Origin of the sequence: Streptomyces sp. AC555_RSS877, from assembly GCF_019049245.1 — a bacterium.
Taxonomy (GTDB): domain Bacteria; phylum Actinomycetota; class Actinomycetes; order Streptomycetales; family Streptomycetaceae; genus Streptomyces.
Genome location: NZ_JAGMUK010000040.1, coordinates 15,171 through 26,811, shown reverse-complemented (window position 1 = coordinate 26,811; position 11,641 = coordinate 15,171). Strand labels below are relative to the sequence as shown.

Sequence of the window (11,641 nt, the reverse complement as noted above, 5' to 3'; positions counted from 1 at the left end):
AGCACCCGCATGCCTGCTCTGACGACCTCGTCCGACGGTTTCCTCCTGCACGGCGAACCGTTCCGGATCATCTCCGGGGCGCTGCACTACTTCCGCGTCCATCCCGGACAGTGGACCGACCGGCTGCGCAAGGCACGCCTGATGGGCCTCAACACCGTCGAGACGTACCTGCCGTGGAACCTCCACGAGCCCGCACCCGGCACCCTCGCCCTCGACGGCCTGCTCGACCTGCCCCGGTTCCTGCGGCTCGCACAGGCGGAGGGCCTGCACGTGCTGCTGCGCCCCGGGCCGTACATCTGCGCCGAGTGGGACGACGGCGGGCTGCCCGCATGGCTGATCTCGGACCCCGACATCCGGCTGCGCACCAGCGACCCCCGCTTCACGGACGCCTTCGACCGCTACCTCGACCAGCTGCTGCCCCCGCTGCTGCCGCACCTCGCCGCGAACGGCGGCCCGGTGATCGCCGTACAGGTGGAGAACGAGTACGGGGCGTACGGCGACGACACCGCCTACCTCAAGCACGTGGAACAGGCCCTGCGGTCCCGGGGCGTCGACGAGCTGCTGTTCACCTGCGACCAGGCCAACGCCGAGCACCTGGGCGCGGGCACGCTGCCTGGCACGCTCGCCACCGTGACCTTCGGCAGCCGGGTCGAGGAGCACCTGGCCGCGCTGCGCGCCCACCGGCCCGAAGGCCCGCTGATGTGCGCGGAGTTCTGGATCGGCTGGTTCGACCACTGGGGCGGACCCCACCACACGCGGTCGGCGTCCGACGCGGCGGCCGACCTGGACCGGCTGCTGTCCGCCGGTGCCTCCGTGAACATCTACATGTTCCACGGCGGCACCAACTTCGGCTTCAGCAACGGCGCCAACCACAAGCACGCCTACGAGCCCACCGTCACGTCGTACGACTACGACGCCCCGCTCACCGAGAGCGGCGACCCCGGCCCCAAGTACCACGCGTTCCGCGAGGTCATCGCCCGGCACGCACCGGTCCCGGACGAGCCCGCCCCGGTGCCGGGCCCCAAACTCCCGGCGACGACCGTCGAGTTGCACCGCCGGGCCCCGCTGCTGCCGTATCTGCGCACACTGGACGGCATCGTGCGCAGCGAGGACCCGGTGACGGCGAACGACCTCGGGGTGGACGCCGGTTACGTCCTGTACCGCACCACCGTTCCCGGTTCGGGCGACGGTCTGCTGCACTTCTCGGGCGGGGTCGGCGACCGCGCCCAGGTCTTCCTGGACGGCGCCCCCGTCGGCGTGCTGGAACGCGAGCGTCACGACGAGACGCTGCCCGTGCGGGTGCCGGAGCCGGGCGCCGTCCTGGAAGTGCTCGTGGAAAACCAGGGCGGGGTCAACTACGGGCCGCGCATCGGTGCCCCCAAGGGCCTGCTCGGGCCGGTGTCCTTCCAGGGCCTGGCCCTGCACGGCTGGGAGTGCCGGCCCGTGCCGCTGGGCGACCTGGGTGCGGTGCCGTTCGTGCCGTCCGACGCGGCCACGGACGCGGTACCGGCCTTCCACCAGGGGACGTTCGAGGTGGGCACCCCGGCCGACACCTTCCTCGCCCTGCCCGGCTGGACCAAGGGCCAGGCCTGGGTCAACGGCTTCCACCTCGGCCGCTACTGGAACCGCGGCCCCCAGCGCACCCTGTACGTCCCCGGCCCGGTCCTGCGCCCGGGCGCCAACGAACTCGTCCTGCTGGAGCTGCACGCCACCACCGGCACGCGCGCCCAGCTCACCGACACCGCCGATCTCGGACCGGAGAACGACTGATGACCCGCCCGCACCGCCTGCGCCTCCCCTCCCCCGCAGGCCCACCGCTGGTCGGACACCTGCCCTTCGCCGACGCCCCGGGCGTGCCCGACCCGATCGCGGTCACCAGCCGCTGGCTCACCCGCGGCGGCCGCCCCTGGTTCCCGGTCTCCGGCGAGTTCCACTACTCGCGCTACCCCGCCGGGGAGTGGGAGGAGGAGCTGCTGAAGATGAAGGCGGGCGGAGTGACCGCCGTCGCCAGTTACCTCATCTGGATCCACCACGAGGAGACCGAGGGCCGTGTCCGCTTCGACGGCGACCGCGACCTGCGCCGTTTCGCCGAACTGTGCACCCTCCACGGACTGGACTTCATCCCCCGCATCGGCCCCTGGTCCCACGCCGAGGTCCGTAACGGAGGCCTGCCCGACTGGCTGCTGGCCCGCGACTGCGCCCCGCGCACCGACGACCCCGCCTACCTGGAGCCGGTACGCGCCTGGTTCACGGCGATCGCCGAGCAGCTGCGCGGCCTCGACCGGGCACACGGCGGCCCGATCGTGGCCATCCAGATCGAGAACGAGCTCTACGACCAGCCCGGCCACCTCCTCACCCTGAAGCGCATGGCCCAAGAGGCCGGAATGAGCGCCCCGCTGTGGACGTCGACCGCCTGGGGCGGCGTCCAGCTCCCGCCCGACGAGCTGCTTCCGCTCTACGGCGGCTACACCGAGACCTTCTGGACCGAGGCGGACGGCGGCTGGCCCGACACCTGCCGCAAGCACTTCTTCTTCACCCACCAGCGGGACGACGAGGGCATCGGCGCCGACCTCAGGCCCACCACCGTGCGCGGCGGCGAACCGGACGCCTTCGCCGACCGGTTCCCCTGGGCCACCTGCGAGCTGGGCGGCGGCATGGCCGTGTCGTACCACCGCCGGCCGCGCGTGAACGCCGACGACATCGGCGCGCTCGGCCTCACCAAGATCGGCTGCGGTTCGGTCTGGCAGGGCTTCTACATGTTCCACGGCGGCACCAACCCGTCCGGTGAGCTGACCACCCTGCAGGAGTCCCACGCCACCGGCTACCCCAACGACCTGCCCGCCCTGACGTACGACTTCCAGGCCCCGCTCGGCGAGTACGGCCAGTACCGGCGGACGTACCACGAACTGCGCCTGCAGCACCTGCTCCTGGCGGACTTCGGCGACCGGATCGCGCCCATGCGGTCCACCCTGCCCGAGCGGCAGCCCGACGGGCAGGGCGACCGGGACACCCTGCGCTGGGCCGTGCGCGGGGACGACGGCTCGGGGTTCCTGTTCGTCAACAACCACCAGCCGCACGAGCCGCTGCCGGACCACCCGGACACGTCCTTCACGGTCGAATTCCCCAACGGCTCCGGCCAGTTGACGCTGCCGAGCGTCCCCGTCACCGTCCCGCGCGGCGCCTACTTCTGCTGGCCGCTGCGGCTCGACGTGGCCGGGCTCAGGCTGGAGTGGGCCACCGCCCAGCCGGTGTGCACGGTCGACGTGGACGGTCGTACGGTCCTGGTGCTGGCCGCGACCGACGGCATCGCTCCCGAACTCGCCCTGGACGCGGCGACAGTGGCCTCGGTCGGCTCGCCGACCGGGGACATCACACCCGTCGGCGATCGGCTGCTGGTGACCGGGCTGCGCCCCGGCACCGACGCGCTCGTCGAGGTGGAGACGGCGGACGGGGGCCGGGTCGGCCTGCTGGTCCTGGACGCGGCGACGGCTCGTACCGCCTACCGGGGTGAGGCGTGGGGTGCCGAGCGGCTGGTGCTGTGCGGCGACGGCGTCGTCTTCGACCACGACGAGGTACGGCTGCACGGGTCGCGGGCGGCTGTCTCGTTCGCGGTGCTGCCCGCGCCGGAACGGGCGCCGGTGGTGGACGGGGTGACGGTGAGCCCGGAGGCGGACGGGGTGTTCACCCGTTACCCGGTCCCGTCGCGCGGAGGCGAAGGAGACGTCCCTAGGGTCACCCTTGTCCGGCCCGCCGGTCCGGCGCCCGAGACCACGACCGGTGTGCAGGGCCGGGCGAGCGCGCCCGCGGACAAGTACTTCGACACCGTCGCCGCCGAGTACCGCGTCGACGTGCCGGACGAGCTGCCGCCGGGGACCCTGCTGCGCCTGCACTGGACCGGCGACGTGGGGCGGGCGTACGTGGGAGACACGCTGGTCGCCGACCAGTTCTTCTCGGGGCGGGTCTGGGACATCGGCGTCGACCGGCTGCCCGCCGACACCCTGCGCGCGGACGGTCTTCGGCTGAGGCTGCTGCCCCTGCACCCGGAGGCCCCGGTGTACGTGCCGGAGCAGGCGAGCGGCGCAGGGGAGACGGCCGCCGTGGTGAGCGCCGAGTGGGTCACCGCCCGCACCCGGACCGTCCGGGCCGGCTGACCGCCGGGCCGTACCGGCCGGGGGTCCGGCGCCGCCGGGCCCCCGGGACTCCCCCGCCTATGCTGTGGTCCTGCCGGGCGGGACCACACCGCCGCAACGACGTCGAGGAAACCGCCACCATGACCCGAGACGCCGCCGACGGGGCCGTTCCGAAGGGGCGCAGCAGACGGAACTTCGCGGGCTCGCGTCCCGTGATGGACGACGTGGCCCGGCTGGCCGGCGTCTCCAAGCAGACCGTCTCCCGTGTGCTGAACGACCACCCCTCCGTCCGCCCGGAAACCCGCGAAGGGGTCCTGGTGGCCATGCGCACGCTCGGCTACCGGCCCAGCCGCAGCGCCAGGTCGCTGGCCAGCGGCCGGACCCGGATGCTCGGGGTCATCTCCTTCGACGCCGCCCGCTACGGGCCCGCCTCCATCCTCACCGCGATCAACACCGCGGCCCAGAAGGCCGGATATCTGGTCAGCTCCATCGCCCTCGACACGGCCGACCACGACACGGTCGTCGAGGCCGTGAACCGGCTGTCCGCCGAGGGCGCGGACGGCGTGATCGCCATCGCCCCGCAGCTGTGGGTGGGCCGCGCCCTGGCCGACACCCACCTCGACACACCGCTGGTGGTGCTGGAGAACGGCCTCGACGACGCCACCGAGCTGGTCACCGGCGACTCGCGGACCGGCGCCCGCAAGGCCACCGAGCACTTGCTCGGGCTCGGCCACGCGACGGTGTGGCACATCGCCGGGCCGACCGGCTGGACCTCCGCCGACCACCGGCTGGACAGCTGGCGGTCGACCCTGAAGGCGGCCGGCGCCGAGATCCCCGAGCCGCTGGTCGGTGACTGGAGCGCCGACTCCGGATACGACCTGGGCCTGCGCCTCGCCGCGCGCCCGGACGTCACGGCGGTGTTCGTCTCCAACGACCAGATGGCCCTCGGCGTCCTGCACGCCCTCCACGAGGCCGGCCGCTCCGTGCCGGGCGACGTCAGCGTCGTCGGCTACGACGACATCCCGGAGGCCGCGCATCTGCTGCCGCCGCTGACCACCGTGCGCACCGACTTCGCGGAGATCGGCACCCGCTCCCTGCGGCTCCTGCTCGACCGCATCGACGGCCCGGCCGAGCCCGCGCAGCCCGAGTCGCTCGTCCCGGTCGACCTGGTCGTCCGGCGCAGCAGCGGACCGGCGCCCCGCTGAAGGGTCAGCAACCGCCCGCCCCCGAGGAGGATGACGCGGGTGAGGAGGGAAGGTACGACGACCCGATCCGGTACACGCCCGCGCTGCCGACCGTCAGCCGCGTGAACTCGCCCTCCTGGCTGAGGCAGCCGTCCGCCTGGTGCCCGTCGATCGTCTCCATGCTGTGCCGGTCCAGCCCGGTGGTCGACTCCGTGCGGCTGATCCGATGCGTGAACACAAGCAGGGGCACGAGCACGACGGCCGCGCCCACGACGACACCGAGGATCCTGCTCCGCACCTGAGACTCCTGATCGCCACCCCGCAGTGGGGCCGCAGCGTACTGACGGAAGCCGCGTGGCATGAGGTTGTGCACCTTCGCCCCGCGCACCTGGATGGACAGCGGCGGATCCGCCGCGTCCGTACCTCGCGCGCCCGGGCCCCCGGACCATTGTCGTGCGGGTCGAACTGCCCGTCAGCGCCCGGGTAGACACGGACCTCCAGCGGAGCGTCGGGTGCTTCGTCGGCCTGGGACATCACGGGGGCCGAGCGGAAGAACCGAGCCGGCCCGCACGAGGACCGGCATGTGCTCGAGCGGGGCCGCGGCATCGATGGTCCGGCCCCCGATGTGCCGCTCGCCCGTCCGGAAGTCTTACCGTGTCGATCGACAGGTCGGGTGAATGGGGAGCCAGCTTCCTCATGGTCGCCCCTCCGACCCGTCGGACTCGAGCACCTTGAGGCGGGCCGTCATGCGCTACCGGACGGTCCTGTGTCCGAGCCTTCCTCGTCCGCGATCACGACGATGTCGAGCGTTCGCGGTCCGTGCACGCCCTCCACACGGTCCAGTTCGATGTCGCTGGTGGCAGAAGGCCCGGAGACGAGGGTCAGCGGCCGGCGCGGGCGGAGCAGGCCCAACGCCTCGGGCACATCAGCGGTGATCTGGCGGGCCCTGACCACGCAGACATGCTGGTCCGGCAGCAGTGTCAGCGCACGGCGTCCCTGTCCGGGTCCGCTGTCGAGGACGACGGTGCCGGTGAGGGCGATCGCTGCGGCGACGGTCGTGAGCACGGCGTCCGCCGCGTCGAGCTGTCGGACCGTGAGCGGTGGAGTGTCCTCCAACCGGGACCAGGGCCCTTCGGGTACCAGGTCTTCAGGGAAACCCGGGGGCAGTACAACCGACCTCGCTCCGGTGCGGGCCAGCGCGCGGCCCACGGCGGCGACGGCGTCGGACGGCGGAACGCGAACGACGGTGGCGCGATAGTCGGCGGCGCGTTCGATGAACAGCTCGACGGTGTCCAGCCCCGCCTGATGGGAGCGCGGATCGTGCGGGACGGGGTCGCTGTCGGGGCTCTCGGCACCCGGTACGTCGGCCAGCGCGCTGCGGATGTCGCCCAGTACGGTGTCGCGGCCGCTCATCGGCCCTTCCCTTCCGTCGTCGTTCGGCCTGCTTCTCTCGTCCGTCGCCACCAGGCGCGCAGGGACTCGCGGGCCGGCGCGGGGGTGTCACGGGTGCCGGACCAGCGGGCGAACGGGCCGGGCAGGACTCCGATCCGGCCGTCGCGGGCCACCAGCCGGGCGGCGAGGGCGGCGAGTCGCTGGACCGCCGCCAGCCGCCTCGGGGAGGACAGCACCGCGCCTGCGGCCTTCATGGCGAGCGCCTCGGGGGTGGGCAGCAGCCGGTCCCGCCGCTCGGCCTCCACGGCCTTGGCCCGCAGATGGACGAGCACCTCGGGAATGTCGATCTTGACCGGGCAGGCGTCGTAGCACGCGCCGCACAGGGTGGAGGCGAAGGGCAGCGAAGCCGCGTTCTGCACGCCGACGAGCTGTGGGGTGAGCACGGCGCCGATCGGGCCGGGGTAGACCGATCCGTAGGCGTGGCCGCCGGTTCGTTCGTAGACCGGGCAGACGTTCAGGCAGGCCGAGCAGCGGATGCAGGACAGCGCCTGCCGGCCCACCTCGTCGGCCAGGGTCGCGGTGCGGCCGTTGTCGAGGAGGACCAGATGGAAGTTCTGCGGCCCGTCTCCCTCGGTGACGCCGGTCCACAGGGAGGTGTACGGGTTCATCCGTTCGCCCGTGGACGAACGGGGCAGCAGCCGGAGGAAGACGTCCAGGTCGGCGAAGGAGGGCAGGACCTTCTCGATGCCCATGACGGTGATCAGGGTTTCCGGCAGGGCCAGGCACATCCGCCCGTTGCCCTCCGACTCCACGACCACCACCGTTCCGGTCTCGGCGGCGGCGAAGTTGGCCCCGGAGACGGCCACCTTGGCCCGCAGGAACTTCTCCCGCAGATGGAGCCGGGCCGCTTCGGCCAGGTCGCGCGGGTCGTCGGTGAGTCCCTCGGGGGCCGGTCGGCCCCACGTCCCCATCTGCCGCCGGAAGATCTCGCGGATCTCGGAGCGGCCCCGGTGGATGGCCGGTACGAGGATGTGCGAGGGACGGTCGCCGCCCAACTGCACGATCAGTTCGGCGAGATCGGTCTCGTAGGCGCGGATGCCCGCTTCGGCGAGCGCCTCGTTCAGGCCGATCTCCTGGGTCGCCATCGACTTGACCTTGACGATCTCGCTCTCGCCGGTCGCCTGCACGAGCCGCGTCACGATGGCGTTCGCCTCGGCCGCGTCCGGAGCCCAGTGGACCGTGCCTCCGGCGGCGGTCACCGTCTCCTCCAGCCGCAGGAGATGGCGGTCGAGGTGACGCAGGGTGCGGCGCTTGACGGCTGCCGCCGTATCCCGCAGGTCCTCCCAGTCGTCGAGCTCGTCGGTGACCGCCAGCCTCCTGTCCCGGATGGTGCCGGTGGCCCGGCGCAGGTTCGCGCGCAGCCGGGTGTCGGCGAGCGCGGTGCGCGCCGCCTCGGGGAAGGGCGGGGTGCCCAGCCATACGACGTTGTCGGCGCCGCTCACCGTACGTTCCCTTCCGTGGAGGCCAGGATCTCGGCCAGGTGCATCGTGCCGACGCCGGTACGCAGCCGGGACAGGCCGCCGCCGATGTGCGTCAGGCAGGAGTTGTCGCCCGCGCACAGGTATTCGGCGCCGGTGTCCAGGACATGGCGCATCTTGTCGGCCAGCATCGCGTTGGACACGTCCGCGTTCTTCAGCGCGAAGGTGCCGCCGAAGCCGCAGCAGGACTCGGCGTCGGGCAGTTCGACGAGGTCGATGCCCTTCACCGCGCGCAGCAGCCTGAGCGGCCGCTCGCCTACCCGCAGCATGCGAAGGGAGTGGCAGGTCGGGTGATAGGTGACCCGGTGTGGGAAGTGGGCGCCGACGTCGGTGAGACCCAGGACGTCGACGAGGAGTTCCGACAGTTCGTACACCGTCGGTACCACCCGCTCGACCGCCTCGGTGAGCGCGGAGTCCCCCAACTGGGCGGCCACCACCCGGTGGTGGTCGCGCACCATGCCCGCGCAGGAGCCGGAAGGGGTGACCACGGCGTCGTAGCCCGCGAAGACCTCCGCGAAACGGCGCACCATGGGCAGGGTCTCGGAGCGGTACCCGGTGTTGAAGTGCATCTGGCCGCAGCAGGTCTGGCCCTGCGGGAACTCCACGGTGTGGCCGAGCCGTTCCAGCAGTTCGGTCACCGCGCGGCCGGTGCGGGGGAACATCATGTCGTTGAAACAGGTGATGAAGAGAGCTATGCGCATGGTGCTTCCTGAGCGGCCGGGGAGCCGGTGGAGGTGAGGCCGTAGGTCCGCAGAGCGGTTCCGGTGAAGACCTCGTGGCGTTCGGAGGGATGGAGTGCGGCCGTCAACTCCCGTGCGACACCGAGGACTTCGGCGTAGGTGGCGGCCAGTCGGCAGACGGGCCAGTCGGAGCCGAACATCAGCCGCCGCGGTCCGAAAGCGTCCAGCACCGTGTCGGCGTACGGCTGGAGATCCTCGGCGCTCCACTGGTCCCAGTCGGCCTCGGTCACCATGCCGGAGAGCTTGCAGACGGTGTTGGGCAGCGAGGCCAGCAGGCGCACGGTGTCCGCCCACGGCCGCAGTTCGCCCGAGGCGATGGGGGGCTTGCCCGCGTGATCGAGTACGAAGGTGAGGCCGGGAAGCAGTCGGGCGGCCTCATGCGCGGCCGCGAGCTGGTGGGGCCGGACGACCAGGTCGTACACGAGCCCCGCTTCGGCCACTGCGGCGAGCCCACGCAGCACGTCCGGCCGCACCAGCCAGCGAGGATCGGCTTCGCCCTGCACCTGGTGGCGGATGCCCACCAGGTGCCCGCCACCCGGCCCCTCTCGCAGCACCGCGAGCGCGCGGGCGGCATCCGGGGAGGTCAGGTCGGTCCAGCCCACGACGCCGGCCACCAGGTCGCTGTCCTTCGCCAACGCCAGGAACTCGGGCGTTTCCTCCGGCACATCGATCGTCTGGACCAGGACCGTCGCGGTGACGCCGGCTGCCCGGGCCTCCGGCTCCAGGTCGGCGAGCGTGAAGTCGCGGCGCAGTGGGGCGAGTTCGCGTCCGGTGATCCAGTCCTGGTCACGGCGGGAGAGGTCCCACACGTGATGGTGCGCGTCGATGACGCCCTCAGCGGTGTTCCCCTCCATGGCGGTCACCCCCACGACTTTTCGACCCTTCCATCGGCCGATCGGCTTCGTCGACCGGCATGGCAGCAGGGACGGGGACGTGCGGGGGCAGCAGCCCCTCGGCGCGCAGTCCGTCCCAGACCGCGGCCGGTACCGTTCGCCCCAACTGATCCACCGTGTCGCGGACCTCCTCGGCGGAACGCGCGCCGGACAGTACGCTCGCGACCGCCGGATGGCCGAGCGGGAAGCGCAGAGCAGCTGCGCGCAGCGGAACGCCGTGGCGTTCGGTCACCGCAGTCATGCGCAGGGCCCGGTCCAGCACATGGGGTGGGGCAGGCGCGTAGTCGTACGTGGACCCGGGTTTCGGGTCGGTGAGCAGACCCGAGTTGAACACCCCGCCGACGATGACACTCCTGCCGCGGGCGGCGGCCTCGGGCAGTACCTCCGCAAGCCCCTCCTGCTCCAGCAGGGTGTAGCGGCCGGCGAGCAGCACCACGTCGATATCGGTCTCGCGCAGGAAGCGGGCGGGGAGCGCGCACTGGTTGACTCCGATGCCGATCGCCTTGACGACGCCTTCGCCACGCAGCCGTTCCAGCACCGGGTACGCCTCGGTGAGAGCCTGCTCGGCGTGGTGATCCGGGTCGTGCAGCAAGGCGATGTCCACACGGTCCAGGCCGAGGCGGTCCATGCTCGCTTCCAGGGAGCGCAGGACGCCGTCGGAACTGAAGTCCCACACTCGCCGGTGGGTGTCGGGCACGGCGAAGCCGTGGGCGAGATCGTCGCCGCGGCCGCCCTCCGGGTTCGGTTCGAGCAGCCGCCCGACCTTGGTGGAGACGGTGTACGTGTCGCGGTCGCGGCCGCGCAGCGCGGCGCCCAGGCGTCGCTCGGACAGCCCGAGTCCGTAGTGCGGGGCGGTGTCGAAGGCGCGTACGCCCGCGTCCCAGGCGGCCTCCACCGCGGCGGACGCGGCCTCGTCGGAGACCGGGCGGAAGAGGTTGCCGATGCCGGCGGCCCCGAACGACAGCTCGGTGACCCTGACACCGGTGCCGCCCAGCCTCGTCGCTCTCATGAGCCGACCGCCGGGCGCAGCCGGAGCCCCTGCATGCCACCGTCGACGGCCAGGGCGATGCCGGTGACGGACGCCGCGGCGGGGCTCGCCAGGTAGACCACGGCCGCCGCCACCTCGTCCGCGGTGACCAGGCGGCCCAGGGGCTGGCGCGCGTCGAGGGCGGCGCGTTCCGCCTCCGGGTCGTCCGCGGCGTTCAGGAGCCGGGTCACCCAGGGGGTGTCGGCCGTGCCGGGGTTGACGCAGTTGACGCGGATGCCCTCACGGACATGGTCCGCGGCCATCGCCAGGGTCAGCGACAGCACCGCACCCTTGCTCGCGGAGTACAGGGCCCGCTGGGGGAGGCCCGCGGTGGCCGCGATGGAGCATGTGTTGACGACCGCCGCGTGCGACGAGCGCCGCAGATACGGCAAGGCGGCGCGGGTGGTGCGCACCGTTCCGAGGACGTTGACGTCGAGGACGCGGTACCACTCGTCGTCCGGGTTGTCCTCAACGGTACCGACGGCGCCGACGCCCGCGTTGTTGACCAGGATGTCCAGACCGCCGAGCTGCTCGGCAGCGGTCTTCACGGCGACACGTACCGAGACGTCGTCGCTGAGGTCGGCCTTGAGGGCGATCAGCGGCTCGGGGGCACCGGAGGGGTCGAGGTCGATGACGGCCACCGTGGCGCCGTGCTCGGCCAGCATCCGGGACGTGGCCAGCCCGATCCCGGACGCGCCGCCGGTGACGACGGCCTTGAGTCCTGACAGGCCGCTCAT

The 11,641-nt window shown here is 72.5% G+C and carries 10 protein-coding genes; 3 read left to right on the top strand and 7 right to left on the bottom strand.

The features are described 5' to 3' along the window. The first annotated feature begins 9 nt into the window (after positions 1-9). The 3 genes from KUM49_RS17435 to KUM49_RS17425 all read left to right on the top strand — a co-directional run bounded on the left by KUM49_RS17435 (position 10) and on the right by KUM49_RS17425 (position 5,335). Entirely contained in the window at positions 10-1,770 is a 1,761-nt protein-coding gene (locus KUM49_RS17435) for a glycoside hydrolase family 35 protein (protein WP_217237767.1), read from the top strand. Continuing rightward, positions 1,770-4,151 carry a beta-galactosidase gene (locus KUM49_RS17430; protein ID WP_217237766.1) on the top strand — a complete coding sequence of 794 codons (2,382 nt, stop codon included), beginning with the start codon at positions 1,770-1,772 and terminating at the stop codon, positions 4,149-4,151. Before KUM49_RS17435 ends, KUM49_RS17430 begins: the two co-directional genes overlap by 1 nt. A gap of 119 nt (positions 4,152-4,270) precedes the next feature. After that, positions 4,271-5,335, top strand: coding sequence for a LacI family DNA-binding transcriptional regulator (locus tag KUM49_RS17425; protein WP_217237765.1), 1,065 nt, complete (start codon positions 4,271-4,273; stop codon positions 5,333-5,335). A 4-nt stretch (positions 5,336-5,339) separates the two neighbouring features. Here the strand turns inward: KUM49_RS17425 and KUM49_RS17420 are convergent, their stop codons facing one another. The 7 genes from KUM49_RS17420 to KUM49_RS17390 all read right to left on the bottom strand — a co-directional run bounded on the left by KUM49_RS17420 (position 5,340) and on the right by KUM49_RS17390 (position 11,641). Then, positions 5,340-5,612: a hypothetical protein gene (locus KUM49_RS17420; RefSeq protein WP_217238281.1), complete on the bottom strand. Its 273-nt coding sequence runs from the start codon at positions 5,610-5,612 to the stop codon at positions 5,340-5,342. A gap of 446 nt (positions 5,613-6,058) precedes the next feature. After that, the gene (locus KUM49_RS17415) at positions 6,059-6,727 is read right to left on the bottom strand and encodes an LUD domain-containing protein (protein ID WP_217237764.1); all 669 of its coding nucleotides are present in this window, start codon (positions 6,725-6,727) and stop codon (positions 6,059-6,061) included. After that, positions 6,724-8,208: a LutB/LldF family L-lactate oxidation iron-sulfur protein gene (locus tag KUM49_RS17410; RefSeq protein WP_217237763.1), complete on the bottom strand. Its 1,485-nt coding sequence runs from the start codon at positions 8,206-8,208 to the stop codon at positions 6,724-6,726. The genes KUM49_RS17415 and KUM49_RS17410 overlap by 4 nt, the downstream gene beginning before the upstream one ends. After that, positions 8,205-8,945, bottom strand: coding sequence for a (Fe-S)-binding protein (locus tag KUM49_RS17405; protein WP_217237762.1), 741 nt, complete (start codon positions 8,943-8,945; stop codon positions 8,205-8,207). Before KUM49_RS17405 ends, KUM49_RS17410 begins: the two co-directional genes overlap by 4 nt. Next, positions 8,936-9,838: an amidohydrolase gene (locus KUM49_RS17400; protein WP_217237761.1), complete on the bottom strand. Its 903-nt coding sequence runs from the start codon at positions 9,836-9,838 to the stop codon at positions 8,936-8,938. The genes KUM49_RS17405 and KUM49_RS17400 overlap by 10 nt, the downstream gene beginning before the upstream one ends. After that, on the bottom strand, positions 9,819-10,886 hold the full coding sequence (locus KUM49_RS17395) for an aldo/keto reductase (RefSeq protein ID WP_217237760.1): 1,068 nt from the start codon (positions 10,884-10,886) through the stop codon (positions 9,819-9,821). Before KUM49_RS17395 ends, KUM49_RS17400 begins: the two co-directional genes overlap by 20 nt. After that, a complete protein-coding gene (locus tag KUM49_RS17390) occupies positions 10,883-11,641 on the bottom strand; it encodes an SDR family NAD(P)-dependent oxidoreductase (RefSeq protein WP_217237759.1) in 759 nt (252 codons plus the stop codon). Before KUM49_RS17390 ends, KUM49_RS17395 begins: the two co-directional genes overlap by 4 nt.

Bases quoted from the DNA above. Each gene is read 5' to 3' on its own strand.
- KUM49_RS17435 (WP_217237767.1), top strand. From the start codon at position 10: ATGCCTGCTCTGACGACCTCGTCCGACGGTTTCCTCCTGCACGGCGAA.
- KUM49_RS17430 (WP_217237766.1), top strand. From the start codon at position 1,770: ATGACCCGCCCGCACCGCCTGCGCCTCCCCTCCCCCGCAGGCCCACCG.
- KUM49_RS17425 (WP_217237765.1), top strand. From the start codon at position 4,271: ATGACCCGAGACGCCGCCGACGGGGCCGTTCCGAAGGGGCGCAGCAGA.
- KUM49_RS17415 (WP_217237764.1), bottom strand. From the start codon at position 6,727: ATGAGCGGCCGCGACACCGTACTGGGCGACATCCGCAGCGCGCTGGCC.
- KUM49_RS17405 (WP_217237762.1), bottom strand. From the start codon at position 8,945: ATGCGCATAGCTCTCTTCATCACCTGTTTCAACGACATGATGTTCCCC.
- KUM49_RS17400 (WP_217237761.1), bottom strand. From the start codon at position 9,838: ATGGAGGGGAACACCGCTGAGGGCGTCATCGACGCGCACCATCACGTG.
- KUM49_RS17395 (WP_217237760.1), bottom strand. From the start codon at position 10,886: ATGAGAGCGACGAGGCTGGGCGGCACCGGTGTCAGGGTCACCGAGCTG.
- KUM49_RS17390 (WP_217237759.1), bottom strand. From the start codon at position 11,641: ATGAGCGGCCTGTCAGGACTCAAGGCCGTCGTCACCGGCGGCGCGTCC.